Origin of the sequence: Pseudomonas sp. RHF3.3-3 (assembly GCF_048069595.1) — a bacterium.
GTDB lineage: Bacteria > Pseudomonadota > Gammaproteobacteria > Pseudomonadales > Pseudomonadaceae > Aquipseudomonas > Aquipseudomonas fuscovaginae_B.
Map to the genome: position 1 here is coordinate 1,078,038 of NZ_CP182250.1, position 16,647 is coordinate 1,094,684.

The 16,647-nt window shown below is 64.1% G+C and carries 18 protein-coding genes; 9 read left to right on the forward strand and 9 right to left on the reverse strand.

Translation table 11 applies throughout. The features are described 5' to 3' along the window. Nucleotides 1-59: 59 nt before the first annotated feature. Together pcaH and pcaG are read left to right on the forward strand one after the other, a co-directional pair. Entirely contained in the window at nt 60-779 is a 720-nt protein-coding gene (gene pcaH / locus ACMGT0_RS04835) for a protocatechuate 3,4-dioxygenase subunit beta (RefSeq protein ID WP_054059092.1), read from the forward strand. A gap of 11 nt (nt 780-790) precedes the next feature. Continuing rightward, on the forward strand, nt 791-1,396 hold the full coding sequence (pcaG, locus tag ACMGT0_RS04840; RefSeq protein ID WP_054059091.1) for a protocatechuate 3,4-dioxygenase subunit alpha: 606 nt from the start codon (nt 791-793) through the stop codon (nt 1,394-1,396). Nucleotides 1,397-1,541: 145 nt separating this feature from the next. On the opposite strand, the gene ACMGT0_RS04845 is transcribed toward pcaG, so the two are convergent. Continuing rightward, on the reverse strand, nt 1,542-2,876 hold the full coding sequence (locus ACMGT0_RS04845) for an MFS transporter (RefSeq protein WP_054059090.1): 1,335 nt from the start codon (nt 2,874-2,876) through the stop codon (nt 1,542-1,544). A gap of 273 nt (nt 2,877-3,149) precedes the next feature. On the opposite strand from ACMGT0_RS04845, the gene quiC reads away from it, so the two are divergent. The 3 genes from quiC (at nt 3,150) to ACMGT0_RS04860 (ending at nt 6,351) form a co-directional block, all read left to right on the forward strand. After that, nucleotides 3,150-5,060: a 3-dehydroshikimate dehydratase QuiC gene (quiC, locus tag ACMGT0_RS04850; RefSeq protein WP_416771685.1), complete on the forward strand. Its 1,911-nt coding sequence runs from the start codon at nt 3,150-3,152 to the stop codon at nt 5,058-5,060. Nucleotides 5,061-5,163: 103 nt separating this feature from the next. Further along, nucleotides 5,164-5,841, forward strand: coding sequence for a TetR/AcrR family transcriptional regulator (locus ACMGT0_RS04855; RefSeq protein ID WP_416771686.1), 678 nt, complete (start codon nt 5,164-5,166; stop codon nt 5,839-5,841). 210 nt (nt 5,842-6,051) lie between these two features. Continuing rightward, nucleotides 6,052-6,351, forward strand: a complete 300-nt coding sequence (locus ACMGT0_RS04860; RefSeq protein WP_054059098.1) for a hypothetical protein — start codon at nt 6,052-6,054, stop codon at nt 6,349-6,351. Between the two features lie 60 nt (nt 6,352-6,411). Here the strand turns inward: ACMGT0_RS04860 and ACMGT0_RS04865 are convergent, their stop codons facing one another. The 5 genes from ACMGT0_RS04865 to aroQ all read right to left on the reverse strand — a co-directional run bounded on the left by ACMGT0_RS04865 (nt 6,412) and on the right by aroQ (nt 8,826). Further along, the gene (locus ACMGT0_RS04865) at nt 6,412-6,798 is read right to left on the reverse strand and encodes a HipA domain-containing protein (protein ID WP_054059087.1); all 387 of its coding nucleotides are present in this window, start codon (nt 6,796-6,798) and stop codon (nt 6,412-6,414) included. Nucleotides 6,799-6,813: 15 nt separating this feature from the next. Next, the gene (locus ACMGT0_RS04870; protein WP_416771687.1) at nt 6,814-7,053 is read right to left on the reverse strand and encodes a HipA N-terminal domain-containing protein; all 240 of its coding nucleotides are present in this window, start codon (nt 7,051-7,053) and stop codon (nt 6,814-6,816) included. Beyond that, nucleotides 7,053-7,400 carry a transcriptional regulator gene (locus tag ACMGT0_RS04875; RefSeq protein ID WP_416771689.1) on the reverse strand — a complete coding sequence of 116 codons (348 nt, stop codon included), beginning with the start codon at nt 7,398-7,400 and terminating at the stop codon, nt 7,053-7,055. Before ACMGT0_RS04875 ends, ACMGT0_RS04870 begins: the two co-directional genes overlap by 1 nt. Before the next feature lie 125 nt (nt 7,401-7,525). Continuing rightward, nucleotides 7,526-8,380 carry a shikimate dehydrogenase gene (locus ACMGT0_RS04880; protein WP_416771691.1) on the reverse strand — a complete coding sequence of 285 codons (855 nt, stop codon included), beginning with the start codon at nt 8,378-8,380 and terminating at the stop codon, nt 7,526-7,528. Beyond that, on the reverse strand, nt 8,377-8,826 hold the full coding sequence (gene aroQ / locus ACMGT0_RS04885) for a type II 3-dehydroquinate dehydratase (RefSeq protein WP_054063757.1): 450 nt from the start codon (nt 8,824-8,826) through the stop codon (nt 8,377-8,379). The genes ACMGT0_RS04880 and aroQ overlap by 4 nt, the downstream gene beginning before the upstream one ends. Nucleotides 8,827-9,086: 260 nt before the next feature. Between aroQ and ACMGT0_RS04890 the strand changes: the two genes are divergently transcribed. The 3 genes from ACMGT0_RS04890 (at nt 9,087) to ACMGT0_RS04900 (ending at nt 12,141) form a co-directional block, all read left to right on the forward strand. Next, nucleotides 9,087-9,818, forward strand: a complete 732-nt coding sequence (locus ACMGT0_RS04890; protein WP_054063758.1) for a GntR family transcriptional regulator — start codon at nt 9,087-9,089, stop codon at nt 9,816-9,818. Between the two features lie 43 nt (nt 9,819-9,861). Beyond that, nucleotides 9,862-11,142 carry an MFS transporter gene (locus ACMGT0_RS04895; RefSeq protein WP_416771693.1) on the forward strand — a complete coding sequence of 427 codons (1,281 nt, stop codon included), beginning with the start codon at nt 9,862-9,864 and terminating at the stop codon, nt 11,140-11,142. A 159-nt stretch (nt 11,143-11,301) separates the two neighbouring features. After that, entirely contained in the window at nt 11,302-12,141 is an 840-nt protein-coding gene (locus ACMGT0_RS04900; RefSeq protein WP_273824716.1) for an amidohydrolase family protein, read from the forward strand. Between the two features lie 175 nt (nt 12,142-12,316). Here ACMGT0_RS04900 and trmA read toward each other — a convergent pair whose 3' ends face one another. Together trmA and ACMGT0_RS04910 are read right to left on the reverse strand one after the other, a co-directional pair. Further along, nucleotides 12,317-13,396 carry a tRNA (uridine(54)-C5)-methyltransferase TrmA gene (gene trmA, locus ACMGT0_RS04905; RefSeq protein ID WP_416771695.1) on the reverse strand — a complete coding sequence of 360 codons (1,080 nt, stop codon included), beginning with the start codon at nt 13,394-13,396 and terminating at the stop codon, nt 12,317-12,319. Continuing rightward, complete coding sequence (locus ACMGT0_RS04910; RefSeq protein WP_054059079.1) at nt 13,393-14,688, reverse strand: NCS2 family permease; 1,296 nt, start codon at nt 14,686-14,688, stop codon at nt 13,393-13,395. Before ACMGT0_RS04910 ends, trmA begins: the two co-directional genes overlap by 4 nt. 229 nt (nt 14,689-14,917) lie before the next feature. On the opposite strand from ACMGT0_RS04910, the gene ACMGT0_RS04915 reads away from it, so the two are divergent. Continuing rightward, nucleotides 14,918-15,373 carry a DUF4879 domain-containing protein gene (locus tag ACMGT0_RS04915; protein WP_239688001.1) on the forward strand — a complete coding sequence of 152 codons (456 nt, stop codon included), beginning with the start codon at nt 14,918-14,920 and terminating at the stop codon, nt 15,371-15,373. A 24-nt stretch (nt 15,374-15,397) separates the two neighbouring features. Here the strand turns inward: ACMGT0_RS04915 and ACMGT0_RS04920 are convergent, their stop codons facing one another. Then, the gene (locus tag ACMGT0_RS04920; RefSeq protein WP_273824721.1) at nt 15,398-16,633 is read right to left on the reverse strand and encodes an MFS transporter; all 1,236 of its coding nucleotides are present in this window, start codon (nt 16,631-16,633) and stop codon (nt 15,398-15,400) included. Between the last annotated feature and the right edge of the window lie 14 nt (nt 16,634-16,647).

Consider the following 16,647-nt stretch of genomic DNA (forward strand, 5'->3'; position numbering starts at 1 on the left):
GTGATTTGCAGTGTGTAGCGTGCAGCTACCTTTCCCGATAAAAACAACAGGAGACCGACATGTCTGAAGCAGACAGCAGTCGTTTTGTCATTCGTGACCGTAACTGGCACCCCAAGGCCCTGACCCCGGACTACAAGACTTCCATCGCCCGTTCCCCGCGCCAGGCGCTGGTGAGCATTCCGCAGTCGATCAGCGAAAGCACCGGCCCGGACTTTTCCCATCTGAAGTTCGGCCGTTTCGATAACGACCTGCTGCTCAACTTCAACAACGGCGGCCTGCCGGTGGGCGAGCGCATCGTCCTCGCCGGGCGGGTCTGCGACCAGTACGGCAAGCCAATTCCCCATACCCTGGTAGAAATCTGGCAGGCCAACGCCGGCGGTCGCTACCGCCACAAGAACGACCGCTACCTGGCGCCCCTGGACCCGAACTTCGGCGGTGTCGGCCGGGCGCTCACCGACCGTGATGGCAACTACAGCTTCCGCACTATCAAGCCCGGGCCGTACCCCTGGCGCAATGGCCCGAACGACTGGCGCCCGGCGCATATCCATGTGTCGATCAGCGGCCCGTCGATCGCCACGCGCCTGATCACCCAGCTGTATTTCGAAGGCGACCCGCTGATCCCGATGTGCCCGATCGTCAAGTCGATCGCCAACCCCGAGGCGGTGCAGAGCCTGATCGCCCGCCTGGACATGGGCAATGCCAATCCGATGGATTGCCTGGCCTATCGCTTCGACATCGTGCTGCGCGGCCAGCGCAAGACCCACTTCGAAAACTGCTGAGGAGACCGACCATGCCTGTTCAACTGCTCATGGAAACCCCGTCCCAGACCGCCGGTCCCTACGTGCACATCGGCCTGGCGCTGGCCGCTGCCGGCAACCCGCCCCGTCCCGAGGAAATCTGGAACCGCATGGCCAAGCCCGAGGCGCCGGGCGAGCATATCCTGGTGTTCGGCAACGTCTATGACGGCAACGGCCATCTGGTGCGCGACTCCTTCCTGGAGTTCTGGCAGGCCAACCATGAGGGCGTCTACGACAGCGACTTCGACTCGGAGAAGGCCTTCAACAGCTTTGGCCGCACCGCGACCACCTTCGATGCCGGGGAGTGGACCCTGGAAACCATCAAGCCGGGCGTGGTGAACAACGCCGCCGGTGTACCGATGGCGCCGCATATCAACGTCTCGCTGTTTGCCCGGGGGATCAACATCCACCTGCAGACCCGCCTGTATTTCTCCGATGAGGCCGAGGCCAACGGCAAATGCCCGGTGCTCAACCTGATCGAGCAGCCGCAGCGTCGCGAGACCCTGGTTGCCCAGCGCTGCGAAGTGAATGGACGCACGGCCTACCGGTTCGATATCCGTATCCAGGGTGAAGGCGAGACGGTGTTCTTCGACTTCTGACAAGACTTCGGGAGACGGCCGCCCGGCCGTCTCCCGCAGGTTTTGTGGCGCATGCGATATTTACATCCACATCCACACTGTAGGAGCAGGGCTTGCCCGCGAATAGGCCGGCAAGCCCTACCCATAACCCTCTGTTACGACGCGATCAGTCGTCCAGCTTCGGAATCTTGCGCGGGGCCATGAAGTACATCCAGGTCAGCGCCAGGAAGTACATGGCCGGAATCAGCGTGAACAACACCGCATAGTTGTTGTTCGTGGTGGTCAGGATGTAGCCCACCAACTGGGTCATGAACATCCCGCCGAGCGCCGCACACATGCCGCCAAAGCCGAACACCGTGCTCATCATGTGCTTGGGCGTGTAGTCCATCACCAGGCTCCAGATGTTCGCGGTCCAGGCCTGGTGCGCGCCGATGGCCAGGGAGATCGCCCCCACCGCCACCCACAGGTGACTGGAACCGGCCGCCAGCACCACGCCGATGATGCAGCAGGCGAACAGCAGCATCGACAGCAGCCGGGCGCGGATCGGGTCCATCCCGCGACCGATCAGGAACGACGACAGGATGCCGCCGCCGACACTGCCGAAGTCGGCGGTCAGGTAGATGATGATCAGCGGGATACCCATCTGCGTCACGCTGATGCCCAGGTTGTATTGCTGGTTGAGGAACGGCGGCAGCCAGTACAGGTAGAACCAGAACACCGGTGCGGTCAGCGAGTAGGCGAGGGCGAAGGCCCAGGTGCCGCGCATGCGCAGGATCCGCGAGAACGGCACGCCGGGTTGTTCCGGCTCGGCTTCCTTCTGGATGTACGCCAGTTCCGAGGCTTTCACCGACGGGTGGTCTTCGGGGTTGAAGTACTTCAGGCCCCAGAACAGCAGCCAGACGGCACCCAGCGCGGCCATGCACAGGAAGGCGGCCTGCCAGCCCCAGACCTGCAGGACGATCGGCAGCAGCATCGGGGTGAACATCGCCCCGACGTTGGTCCCGGCGTTGAAGATGCCGGTGGCCACCGCCCGCTCGCCGGCGGGGAACCACAGCCGGGTGGTCTTCACGCAGGCCGGGTAGTTGGCGGCCTCGGTCAGGCCGAGGATGAAGCGGCAGATCATGAAGCCCGCGGCCGAGGTCGCCAGGCCGTGGGCACCGGTGGCCAGGCTCCACAGCAGTACGGCGCAGAAGAACACCCGCTTCACGCCGAGCCGGTCGATCAGTCGGCCCTGCAGGACGAAGCCGACGGCATAGCCGACCTGGAACCAGAAGTTGATGTTGGCGTAGTCCATCGCCGTCCAGCTCATCTCCTTGGCGAGGATGGGCTGCATGACGCCCAGGGCGGCCCGGTCGATGTAGTTCAGGGTGGTGGCGAAGAACACCAGGGCCAGCATGCCCCAGCGGGTCGAGCCGACGGCCATGGCGCCGCGAAGTTTGGCGGCGATGCCGCCGCGGGTGCTGCCCTGGGTCACAGGGGAGCTTTGTGAGGATGAAAGCATGAGCGATTACCCGTTTTTTTTGGAATTGTCTGGCTGGGTTTGCGGAACGTTTGAAGCACTGCCTTGGCCCGGATGATGGTGCGCAGCGGGCAAAAGACCGTCAATTCGCTGCGGACCATTGTGGTCGATAATCGCACACAAAACTAACCAGTTCGTACACTTTGATTGAAGTGGTGGCGTGCTGCATCAATAATCCGGTCACTTCCCGAGGTTCGACAATCCTCGGTTTCGGTCCGTGTCCACAATAAGAAGCCCACTGCCGGGAGTCGATTCATGCAGCGTTCCATAGCCACCGTGTCCCTGAGCGGCACCCTGCCGGAAAAACTCGATGCCATTGCCGCCGCCGGCTTCGATGGCGTGGAAATCTTCGAAAACGATCTGCTGTACTACGACGGCAGCCCGCGGGAAATCCGCCAGCGGTGCGCGGACCTGGGCATCGCCATCACCCTCTTCCAGCCGTTCCGCGATTTCGAAGGATGCCGCCGCGACCGCCTGGCGCGCAACCTGGAGCGGGCCGAGCGCAAGTTCGACCTGATGCAGGAACTGGGTACCGACCTGGTGCTGGTCTGCAGCAACGCCTCGGCCGACAGCCTGGGCGAGCGGCAGATCCTGGTCGATGACCTGCACCTGCTCGCCGAGCGCGCCGGTGCCCGTGGCCTGCGCATCGGCTATGAGGCCCTGGCCTGGGGCCGGCACGTCAACACCTACCAGCAGGTCTGGGACATCGTCCGTCAGGCCGATCACCCCAGCCTGGGGGTACTGCTCGACAGCTTCCACACCCTGTCGCTCAAGGGCGACCCGAGCGCCATCGCGCAGATTCCCGGCGACAAGATCTTCTTCGTGCAGATGGCCGACGCGCCGATCCTGGCGATGGATGTGCTGGAGTGGAGCCGGCATTTCCGCTGCTTCCCGGGGCAGGGCGAATTCGACCTGCCGGGGTTCCTCGCGCCGATCATCCAGAGCGGTTACACCGGCCCGCTTTCCCTGGAAATCTTCAACGACGGTTTCCGCGCCGCGCCGCCGCGGGCCAATGCCGCCGATGGCCTGCGCTCGTTGCTCTATCTGGAAGAGAAAACCCGCGAGCGGTTGGCCCGGGAGGCCGCGCCGGTGGCCCATCTCGACACGCTGTTCGCGCCGCCGCCGGTCAGTGAGAACGACGGTATCGAGTTCCTCGAGTTCGCCGTGGACGAAAGCCTCGGCGCCAAACTGACCCACTGGCTGGAGCGCCTGGGCTTCAGCAAGGCCGGGCAGCATCGCTCGAAAAGCGTCAGCCTGCTGCGCCAGGGCGATATCAACCTGATCCTCAACTCCGAACCCTATTCGTTTGCCCACAGCTTTTTCGAGGCCCATGGGCCGTCGTTGTGCGCCACGGCGATCCGGGTCAAGGACAGCGCCAGTGCCCTGGCCCGGGCGGTGGCCTACAAGGGCCAGCCCTATCGCGGCCTGGTCGGCCCCAACGAGCTGGAACTGGCTGCGGTGCGCGCGCCGGATGGCAGCCTGATCTACCTGGCCGACCAGGATACGGCCGGGCAGAAACTCTACGAAACCGACTTCCACCTGCTGCCCGTCGCACCGTCGCAGGCCGGCCTCAAGCGCATCGACCACATGGCCATGGCGCTGCCGGCCGACAGCCTCGACAGTTGGGTGCTGTTCTACAAGAGCCTGCTGGATTTCGAGGCCGACGACGAAGTGGTGCTGCCCGACCCCTACGGCCTGGTCAAGAGCCGGGCGCTGCGCAGCCGCTGCAGTTCGATCCGCCTGCCGCTGAACATCTCCGAAAACCGCAACACGGCGATTTCCCACGCGCTGTCGAGTTATCGCGGCTCCGGTGTGCACCATATCGCCTTCGATTGCGAGGACATCTTCGCCGAAGTCCGCCGGGCCAAGGAGGCCGGGGTACCGCTGCTGGATATCCCGCTCAACTACTACGACGACCTGGCGGCGCGTTTCGATTTCGACGACGAGTTCCTCAGCGAACTGGCCTACTACAACGTGCTGTATGACCGCGATGCCCAGGGCGGCGAGTTGTTCCACGTGTATACCGAGCCGTTCGAGGGGCGGTTCTTCTTCGAGATCCTGCAGCGCCGCAACGGTTATGCCGGCTACGGCGCGGCGAACGTCGCGGTGCGTCTGGCGGCGATGGCCAAATCCCGCAGCGGCGGGACCCGCCAGGCCCGGTTGTAGCGCTGGCTGAAGCAGGGAGGTGAATTGGCGGGTCTCCCTGCTTCCTTCTCGGTGGCACGCGGCCCATAATCGCCTCCATCCGCCGAGATGGCCGTGAGCCAGAGTGACCATGACTTCAGAACTATCCGCCACGGCTGACGCCTCCGTCGTCGTGCCGCGCAAGAGTCGCAAGAACAATCCCGAGAAGACCCGCGAGAACATCCTCCAGGAAGCCATCGTCGAGTTCGTCCAGCAGGGCCTGGCCGGTGCGCGCGTCGACGCGATCGCCGAGCGCACCCACACCTCGAAACGGATGATCTATTACTACTTCGGCAGCAAGGAACAGCTCTATGTCGAGGTGCTGGAAAAACTCTACGGTGACATCCGCAGCACCGAAAGCCGCCTGAACCTGACAGAACTGGAGCCGCGCGAAGCGATCCGGCGGATGGTCGAGTTCACCTTCGATCACCACGACCGCAACGTCGATTTCGTCCGTATCGTCAGCATCGAGAACATCCACAAGGGCGAGTACGTCAAGCAGTCGGGGGCGATTCGTTCGCTGAACGTCACCATCCTCACGGCGCTGGGCGAGATCCTCGAGCGTGGCGCACAGTCGGGGGTGTTCCGCCGTGGCCTGGACCCGCTGGACGTGCATATCCTGGTCAGCTCGTTCTGTTTCTACCGCGTATCCAACCGCCATACCCTCGGCGCGCTGTTTCCGATCGACCTGCCGAACGAAGAGGTCAAGGTGCGGCACCGGGAGATGATCTGCGAGGCGGTGTTGCGCTATCTGCAGGCCTGAGGGTCTTGCCGGGCAGGGCTGGCGCTTTCTGAGGGCTGTCTCACAGTTTGACGATTCGTCACTGCACCTTCCTGCCCGGGTTCTGGTTACACTGCTGGCCATCGGACATTTCATTCACAAGGATGAGAAATGCTTTTCGGCCCTCAGTTCAGGATTCTGTCCTCGGATTTTTGGCGATCCCACGCACGCGGCTCGTTCGGCTGGCTGGCAATGGCGGTCCTTGGCGCGATGGGCCTGGTCGGCTGCGCTTCGCCGCCGTCGCCTTCGGCGACCGTCGAGCCGGGCGTGCAGATGGGCGACAGCTACGCTCAGGTGCTGGCCGTGGTCAGTCGCAACAACACGGTGACCAAGACCATCGAAGGGCAGGCCCTGCGCGCCGAAGGCTACTCGCCGATGTTCCGGGACTGTCGCAGCAAGTACTTCATCTTTCAGGGCGACAAGGGCTTGCAGCAGGTTCGTCTTGAACCTGCCCCGCACTTGTCTGTTAAGCGCGATTGCCGTCAACCCTGAGCATCATCTTCTAGTGGCCTGTACGGTTAATTTGAGTGTGCGAATTAGCCACACAGGCCACTAGCGCATCCGTGCAGCGCTGGTCGCCTCCTGCGCCATTTGCAACTCTGCGCCATTGAGCCATTGCCCGTAGTAGTCCTTGAGTTCCTGTTCCCAACTGATCACTTCATCCAGCATCTGTTCGGCCTGTTCGCGGGACAGTGCGAAGTGTTCATGATGGCTGAGCAGGTTGTTACGGCTGATCCGGGTGCCTTCACGTCCCACGGCCATGGCCAGTGCCTGGGCCGGGCCTTCATCGAGGATCGGCAGTACGTCGTACATCGGAGAGAGGCGCCACTGGCCCCCCGTCCAGATAATCGCGTGATTGCGCGGATGATCATCGCTGTTGCCGACCAGGGCGTTATAGCACATGCGTTTGAACAGCTCCTGCAGGTCCTGGCCGTACACTCGATGGAGCAGGCGTTACCCCCAGCCGTCCGGCATGGCGTCGTTGATGAAGCCCGGAATACCGCGATTCTTGGTGATGCCGGAATAGGCTTCGGCGCGCAGTGGATAGTGGATCGGGTCGGGGCCCCAGCCGTTACTGGACACGTAGTCGGGGGCATACAGGAACTCGCCGACCTTGCCTTGCAGGGTCAGCCGGCCGAGGGTGATGGTTTCGCCTGTCTGCGGATGCTCCATGTAGATGTAGGCGCGAGACATCAGAAGTCCTCCATCCTGGGTTTGCGCAGGCGAACTCGTTTTGAAGAGAGGCTCGCGCGAGCGTCCTCTTTATGAGTCAGGTGCTTGGTGATTTGCGAGGACTGCTCTACACCGTCCAGTGCGCCGAAAATCATCTCGTCGATGCCCAGCCGCCAGAGCACCAGCATGAAGGAGCGCAGCTCCACCCGTTCCGAACCATTTTCGATCTTGCGCAGGGTGTGTTCGGAGATGCCGAGGCTGGACCTGAAGTCTGACTGGCGCAGGCCCAGGTCGAGGCGCCTGGCCTTTATCAGAAGCCCGATTTTACTGAGGGTGTCGCTGCAACCGACAGGAAAGAACGCCTTCATAATACTCGCCATAGTGAGCCTTATATTGGATAAGGCTCACTATAGCATGTCTTATTTCCCAATGATTCCACAGTAAGGCGCGTTTTAATACGCTTTAAGCAACTTAAGGCTCACTGAAACGAGCCTTATAAGCTCTGGAAATGCCCCAGCATCCGCTGCGAATCCGCTGTCACGCCGCTGAACAGTTCGAACGCCTTGACCGCCTGGAACACCGCCATGGTCCCGCCATCCAGGGTGCGGCAGCCCAGGGCCCGGGCATTGCGCAGCAGTTCGGTTTCCAGCGGGAAGTAGACGATTTCCGCGACCCACAGTTCGGCTCGCAGCAGTTCCCGGGGCACCGGCATGCCGGGCAGCTTGGCCATGCCCATCGGCGTGGTGTTGACCAGGCCGTCGGCGGTTGCCATGGCCGTCGGCAGGTCGCTGCCGGCCCGGGCCCGGCCGGCGCCGAAATGCTGGTTGAGGTTGTCCGCCAGGCTGCGGGCCCGTTCGGCGTCCACGTCGAAGATCGTCAACTGTTTCACACCTTCGTCGAGCAGGGCGTGGGCAACCGCCGCGCCGGCCCCCCCGGCTCCCATCTGGACCACGCGGTCTACGGCGACGCCTTGCAGTCCCCGACGAAAACCTTCGGCGAAACCCAGGCAGTCGGTGTTGTGGCCGACCCGCTTGCCGTCCTTGAACACCACCGTGTTCACCGCGCCGATACCCCGGGCCTCGGGGGACAGTTCGTCGAGCAGCGGGATGATCGCCTGCTTGCAGGGGAAGGTGATGTTCAGGCCGGTGAAGGCCATGCGCTCGGCGGCCTGCAGCAGCTCGGGCAGGGCGTTGACGTCCAGTTGCAGCAGGTCCAGATCGATCAGCCGGTACAGGTAGCGGATGCCCTGGGCATCGCCCTCGCGCTCGTGCATGGCGGGGGTACGCGAGGCCTGGATGCCGGCGCCGATCAGGCCCGCCAGTATGCCCTTGTGGGTAGTCGGGCTCATGGCTGCGCCCCCTTGAGCGTCTGGCTGAAATAGTCGAGCGCCAGGCGGTAGCCCTGGCTGCCGAAGCCGCACATCACCGCCTTGGCGATGGAGGAGACGAAGGAATGATGACGGAACGGTTCGCGGGCGTGGACGTTGGACAGGTGCACTTCGATCACCGGCAGCTCACTGGCCACCAGCGCATCGCGGATCGCCACCGAGGTGTGGGTCCAGGCGGCCGGGTTGATGATGATGCCGGCGCAGCGGCCGCGGGCCCCGTGGATCCAGTCGAGCAGCTCGCCCTCGTGATTGGTCTGGCGGAATTCCACGGTCAGGCCCAGTTCGGCTGCCGTGCGTCCGCACAGGGCGGAAAGGTCCGCCAGGGTTTCATGGCCGTAGGTCGCCGGCTCGCGGGTTCCCAGCAGGTTCAGGTTGGGGCCGTTGAGCACCAGCACGATAGGGGGCATGGGCAAGTCTCCAATTGTTGTTTTTGGCTTGGACCGCAAGGTGATCGGGTCTGAGGAGGTAAAATGTACTAACCAGTTAATCCAGTCAAATGAACAAGACAAGGCATGGATAGCCGTCACTTTTTTCTGTTCGATCAGCGGACAGTAGTGGGGGCACAGCGGCTGCGGGCCTTTAACCTTTGCAACGACGCACTTGACGCCTTTTCATCCAGGGAGAATACTCGGCAAAAATTCATATAGATGACTGGATAACTACAAAAATGAATTCACTCTCCAGCGACGAACGTCTCCCGCTCTATCAGCGCCTGCGCGACGAACTGGCCCGGCAGATCGCCAACAACCGCTGGCGCCCGGGCGAGGCGATCCCCACCGAGGCCGTGCTGGCCGGTGAATACCAACTGTCCATCGGCACCGTGCGCAAGGCCGTCGACAAGCTGGTGGAAGAGGGCGTGCTCGAACGCCACCAGGGGCGTGGCACTTTCATCCGCCGGCCGCAGTTCCAGTCTTCGCTGTTCCGCTTCTTCCGCTTCCAGAACCTGGCCGGCGAACGCCAACTGCCGCAAAGCCGGATTCTCACCATCGATTCGCTGCCCGCGCCTTCGGCCGTCAGCCAGGCCCTGGGGCTGCCACCCGAGGCCGAGGTGATTCGCCTGGTCCGCCTGCGTCTGCTCGAAGGCACACCGGTGCTGGCCGAGGAAATCTGGTTGCCCAAGGCGCCCTTCCAGGCGCTGCTGACGGTCGACCTCGACCAGCAGGGTCCGCTGCTCTATCCGATCTACGAAGCGCTTTGCGGCCAGGTCGTCGCCTGCGCCGAGGAGAGCCTGACCGCCGAAGCCGTCGGCGAAGTGCATGCCCGGCTGTTGCAGATCGAGCCTGACAGCCCGGTGGTGGTGATCGAGCGACTGGCGCGCGACTACGCCGGCCAGCCGCTGGAATGGCGCCGTTCCCGTGGCCATGCCAGCCACTTCCGCTACAGCGTCGAGATTCGCTGAGCCCTGCCTGGGCTCCCTGTTGGTCTACAAGGATAAGAAAATCATGTTCAGTTGGTACCGCGATATCACTTCGAGGGAGCGCAAGACGTTCTGGGCCTGCTTTGGCGGTTGGTCCCTGGATGCACTGGAAGTGCAAATGTTCGGCCTGGCGATTCCCGCGCTGATCGCCGCCTTCGCCCTGAGCAAGGGCGAGGCCGGGATGATCAGCGGCGTGACGCTGGTCAGCTCGGCCATCGGCGGCTGGCTGGGGGGCACCCTGTCCGACCGGTATGGCCGGGTGCGGACCCTGCAGTGGATGATCCTCTGGTTCTCGCTGTTCACCTTCCTCTCGGCCTTCGTCACCGGCTTCAACCAGTTGCTGATCGTCAAGGCGCTGCAGGGCTTCGGTATCGGTGGCGAGTGGGCGGCGGGCGCGGTGCTGATGGCCGAGACCATCCAGTCGCGTTATCGCGGCAAGGTGATGGGTGCGGTGCAGAGTGCCTGGGCGGTTGGCTGGGGCGCGGCGGTCGGGGTGTTCACCCTGGTCTACACCTTCGTGCCGGAGGCCATGGCCTGGCGGGTGATGTTCCTGGTGGGCCTGTTGCCGGCGCTGCTGGTGATCTATGTGCGCCGCAGCGTGGTCGAGCCCGACGCCAGCCAGCGTCAGGCCAAGGTGCAGGGGCGCAGCCTGCTGGCGTCGATGGCGGCGATCTTTCGCCCCGAACTGCTGCGGGTCACGCTGCTGGGCGGTATTCTCGGCCTGGGTGCCCACGGTGGTTATCACGCCGTGATGACCTGGCTGCCGACCTTTCTCAAGACCGAGCGCAATCTTTCGGTACTGAGTTCCGGTGGCTACCTGGCGGTGATCATCGTCGCGTTCTGGCTCGGCTGCGTGGTCAGCGGGATGCTGCTGGATCGTATTGGCCGGCGCAAGAACATCATCCTCTTCGCCTTCTGCTGCGTGATCACCGTGCAGTGCTACCTGTTCCTGCCGTTGAGCAACGCGCAGATGCTGTTCCTCGGTTTCCCCCTGGGTTTCTTCGCCGCGGGTATTCCGGCCAGCCTGGGCTCGTTCTTCAATGAGCTGTATCCGGCGGATGTACGCGGGGCCGGTGTCGGCTTCTGCTACAACTTCGGCCGGGTGCTGTCGGCGGTGTTTCCGTTCATGGTCGGGCACATGAGCGAGTCGATGTCGCTCGGCTCGGCCATCGGCATCGATGCCGGCATCGCCTATGGCGTGGCGGTGCTGGCGGCGCTGCTGCTGCCGGAAACCCGTGGGCGCAATCTGCAGGACGTCACGCCGCAGGCGGAGTCCGGCAAGGGGGCGGGCCAGTTGTCCCATTGATTTCACCTTCTTCCCGCCCCGACCGGCTTCTGTTAGGAGCCGGCTTGCTGGCGATAGCGACCTGTCAGACAACGGTGATGTTGCCGGATGGATCGTAATCGCCAGCAAGACGGCTCCCACAGGGTGGAGGCGGGGTTCTTGAGTTCACAGATGAGTTCCATGTCCGAGATTTGCCCATTGCCCATCAGCGGCATCGATGCCCACGCCCATGTCTTCGAACGTGGACTGGGCCTGGCGACCGTGCGCCGCTACGCGCCGGATTATGACGCCAGCCTGGCCGACTACCTGGCGCGGCTGGAGGAAAACGGCCTGAGCCACGGCGTATTGGTGCAGCCGAGCTTCCTCGGGACCGATAACAGTTATCTGTTGGCCGCCTTGCAACAGGCCCCTGAACGGTTGCGCGGGGTGGTGGTGGTCGAGCGCGATATCGCCTTCGACGAGTTGCAGCGCATGGCTGCCCTTGGCGTCGCGGGTGTCCGTCTGAACCTGATGGGGCAGTCGCTACCGGATTTCACCGAGGCCGGCTGGCAGGCGTTTTTCCGGCACCTGCGGCAGTTGGACTGGCATGTCGAGTTGCATCGCCATCTTGAGGATATGCCGGGTCTGGTCCAGCCTTTGCTGGAGATGGGCTGCAAGGTGGTGGTCGACCACTTTGGCCGTCCCGATGCGCGCCTCGGTGTCGAACAGCCAGCCTTCGCCCGGTTGCTTGAGCTGGGCGAGAGCGGGCGCCTGTGGATCAAGGTATCGGGCATCTACCGGCTGGGCGGGACGGCGGCGCAGAACCTGCATTTCGCGGAAAAGGCCCTGTCGCTGATGCTACAGAGCCTGGGGCCGGACCGCCTGCTGTGGGGCAGCGACTGGCCGCATACCCAGCACGAACAGGCGGTGAGCTTCGCCAGCGAGTTCGATCGCCTGCGCCGCCTGGCCTGTGCGCCGCCGTTGCGCCAGCATCTGCTGTGCGATACGGCGGCGCAGTTGTTCGGTTTCGTTCGGGCCTAATGCGGACAGTATGCGCAGCGGCGTCGGTTGCTTTCGCGGGCAAGCCCGGCAGTCCCTCGTCGTACATGTTCCTTGTCTAAGACACAGGCCTGTAGGAGCCGGGCTTGCCCGCGAAAGCGCCCTGTCAGATGAAACCCAGGCCGGCTGACACCCCGTCAGCCGGCCCTCACCGGCTTCAGCGGCGGGTCAGCAGGACCCCGGATTCCATGTGGTGGGTCCAGGGAAACTGGTCGAACAATGCACAACGCTCGATGCGATGGGTGTCGTGCAACTGCGCGATGTTCGCCGCCAGGGTCTGCGGATTGCAGGAGATGTACAGGATGTTGTCGAAACGCCGGGTCAGCTCGCAGGTGTCCGGGTCCATGCCGGCACGGGGCGGATCGACGAACACGCTGCCGAACGTGTAGCTCTTCAGATCGACACCCGCCAGGCGGCGGAACGGCCGCACCTCGTTCAGCGCCTCGGTCAGTTCCTCGGCCGACAGGCGCACCAGGGTGACGTTGCCCACGGCATTCTCGTCGAGGTTGCTCAGCGCGGCGTTGACCGAGGTCTTGCTGATCTCGGTGGCCAGCACCTTGCGTACCCGGGTCGCCAGCGGCAGGGTGAAGTTGCCGTTGCCGCAGTACAGTTCCAGCAGATCGTCCGAGCGCTCGCCGAGGGCGTCATAGGCCCAGTTGAGCATCTTCTGGTTCACCGTGCCATTGGGCTGGGTGAACGCCCCCTCCGGTTGCCGGTAACTGAAGCGGCGCCCGGCGATCTCGAACTTCTCCACCACGTAGTCGTGGCCGATCACCACGCGCTTGCCCTTGGAGCGGCCGATGATGCTGACGCCGAGATCGGCCGCCAATTGTTCGGCGGCGCTCTGCCAGTGTTCGTCCAGCGGGCGGTGGTAGCACAGGGTGATCATCGCGTCGCCGGCCAGGGTGGTCAGGAATTCCACCTGGAACAGCTTGTGGCTCAGCGCGGCGCTGGCCTGCCAGGCCGCCTTGAGCCGGGGCATCAGTTCGTTGATGCGCAGGCTGGCGATCGGGAATTCTTCGATCAGGATCGGCGTGCGCTTGTCGTCCTGGGCGAACATCGCGTAATGACGCTCGCCGGCTTCGCGCCACAGGCGGAACTCGGCGCGCAGGCGGAAGTGTTGCTGCGGCGAGTCGAAGACTTGCGGCTCGGGGGCATCGAACGGCGCCAGCAGGTCGCGCAGGCGCGCGACCTTGTCGTTGAGCTGGGCGGTGTAGGTCAAGGAATCGAAAGTCATGCGTTGAACCAACCCAACTTGATCACGAACAGAATCGACAGGATCACCAGGGCCGGGTTCAGCTCGCGGCCACGGCCGGACAGCAGCTTGACCGCGGTCCAGGCGATGAAGCCGAAGGCGATGCCGTTGGCGATCGAATAGGTGAAGGGCATGGCCAGGGCGGTGACCACCACGGGCGCGGCCTCGGTGATGTCTTCCCAGTTGATTTCCGCCAGGCCCGAGGTCATCAGTACCGCGACGAACAGCAGTGCCGGCGCGGTGGCGAAGGCCGGCACGCTACCGGCCAGCGGCGAGAAGAACAGCGCCAGCAGGAACAGGATGGCGACCACGATGGCGGTCAGGCCGGTGCGGCCGCCGGCGCTGACACCCGCGGCCGACTCGATGTAGCTGGTGGTGGTCGAGGTGCCCAGCAGCGAGCCGGCCATGGCGGCGGTGCTGTCGGCGATCAGCGCACGGCCCATTTTCGGCATGTGGCCATCCTTGCCCATCAGTCCGGCGCGCTTGGCGACGCCGATCAGGGTTCCGGAGTTGTCGAACAGGTCGACGAACAGGAAGGCGAAGATCACGCTGACCAGGCCGATGTCCAGGGCGCCCTTGATGTCCAGTTGCATGAAGGTCGGCGCCAGCGACGGCGGCGCCGAGGTGATGCCGGCGAACGGGCTGAAGCCCATCAGGATCGACACGGCGGTGACCCCGAGGATGCCGATCAATACGGCGCCACGGACTTTCATTGCGTCCAGCGCGACGATCACGGCAAAGCCGAGCGTGGCGAGGATCGGTGCCGGCTGCTTGAGGTCGCCGAGGCCGACCATGGTCGCCGGGTTGCCGACCACGATGCCGGCGTTGTGCAGGGCGATCAGCGCCAGGAACAGGCCGATACCGGCGGCGATCGCCGAGCGCAGTGGCAGCGGGATGCTGTTGATGATCCATTCGCGGATGCGGAAGATCGACAGCAGGAAGAAGCACACCGCCGAGATGAACACCGCGCCCAGCGCCACTTGCCAGGTGTGGCCCATGTGCAGGACCACGGTGTAGGTGAAGAAGGCGTTCAGGCCCATGCCCGGCGCCAGGGCGATCGGGTAGTTGGCGATCAGGCCCATCACGGTCGAGCCGATGGCGGCGGCCAGGCAGGTCGCGACGAACACCGCGCCCTTGTCCATGCCGGTTTCGCCGAGAATGCTCGGGTTGACGAACAGGATGTAGGCCATGGCCAGGAAGGTCGTGACGCCCGCGAGAATCTCGGTGCGCACATTGGTATTGTGTGCCTTGAGTTGAAACAGCCTTTCCAGCATCTCTGCTCCCCAATGGCGCTTTCGGCGCCTCGAATGAATCGGTCCCAACAGCAAAGCACAGACGCTGATGGCCTGATGAAACTTGGCTGTGGGAAAAACCGCGCATCATACCAGCCGGACGGTGCAATAGGGACGGCTGTTTGGCCGCCCATTTCGCCGCGACTGTGCACGAACTACTCCGAAAACCGCGCGCTGAGGCATACTCTCGGCACGGAAAGAGGGAGGAAGTATGAAATCAGTCAGCAATTGCCGTGCCATGGGCCGGCTGCTCTGCGCCGGCCTACTCTCGCTGGCGGCCATCGGGCCGTTGCAGGCGGCGCCGGCGGCGGCCTTGAAAGGCGTGGCTATCTACACAGTGGCGTCGCAGGGAATCATCGAGGATGTTTCTGACGGACGCCGGCGCACGCAGAATGCCCATCGTGGGCCGAACATCACGGTGACGGTGGTGGAACTCGGCTATGGCCGGGCGCCCGGGGCCACGTTCAATGGCACCCCGATCAACTACAGCCAGCGCAACTCCCTGTGCGAGTTCAACAAACCGTTCGTGCCGTGCAGTGGTGGCGCGGTGGTCGGCTACAGCTACATCTACGACCTGGGGGACCTGCAGCAGGGCACCTTCAGCTTCAGCGACCGTTCGCTGACGATGCCGGTGCAGACGATGACGGCGACCATCGACATCAACTGATCGCCGTCTCCCGCCGCCTGGGCTTCAGGCGGTTTCGGCCTGGCGCTCGTGCATGCGGTCGCGGTTGGCCAGGGTCGGGAACAGTTTCATCCAGGTGCCGGTCACCAGCAGGGTACCGACCCCGCCCAGCACCACGGCGGGTACGGTGCCGAACCAGTGGGCGGTCAGCCCCGACTCGAATTCGCCCAACTGATTGGAGGCGCCGATGAACAGGCCGTTCACGGCGCTGACCCGGCCGCGCATCTCGTCCGGGGTTTCCAGTTGCACGAACGAGGCGCGGATCACCATGCTGATCATGTCCGCGGCGCCCAGCACCACCAGCACGGCCAGGGAGAACCAGAACGAGGTCGACAGGCCGAAGGCGATGGTGGCGACGCCGAACACGCCGACGGCGGTGAACATTACCCGGCCGACCTTGCGCTCCACCGGGAAGCGCGCCAGCCACAGCGACATCAGCAGCGCACCGACCGCCGGTGCCGAGCGCAGCAGGCCCAGGCCCCACGCGCCGGTCAGCAGGATGTCCTTGGCGAACACCGGCAACAGTGCGGTCGCGCCGCCCAGCAGCACCGCGAACAGATCCAGGGAGATGGCGCCGAGAATGTCCGGACGGCTGCGGATGAAGCGGATGCCCGCCAGCAGCGAGTCGAGGGTGGCCTTGGCCTTGTTCAGCGGCGTCTGGCGCGCCGGGAGGTTGAGCATCAGCAGGCAGGAGACCCCATACAACGCCACCGTCGGCCCATAGACCCAGACACTGCCGAACGCATACAGCAGGCCGCCGATGGCCGGCGCGACGATGGTCGCCAGTTGCTGCGCCGACTGGGCGGCCGCCACGGCGCGAGGGAACAGCGTCGCCGGCACGATGGACGGCAGCAGCGCCTGGGTGGTGGGCATTTCGAAGGAGCGGGCGCCGCCGAGCAGGAACGCGAGGATGAAGATCATCTCGCGGCTGACCTGGTGGGTCAGGCTGCCGATCACCAGGCTCAGGGCGATCAGTGCCTGTACCGTCTGGCACAGGGCGGCGACCTTGCGCCGGTCGTAGCGGTCCGCGACATGTCCGGTGTGCAGCATGAACAGCACCCGTGGCGCGAACTCCACCAGCCCGACCAGCCCCAGGTCGAGCACGTTGCCGGTCAGTTGATAAAGGTTCCAGCCGATGGCCACGGTGAGCATCTGGAAACCGCTGGCGGTGAAGATGCGGGCCAGCCAGAACGCGAGGAAGGGGCGGTGATGACGCAGCAGCAAGGGTGTCTCGGTGGGCATCGGGAGGGCTCGCC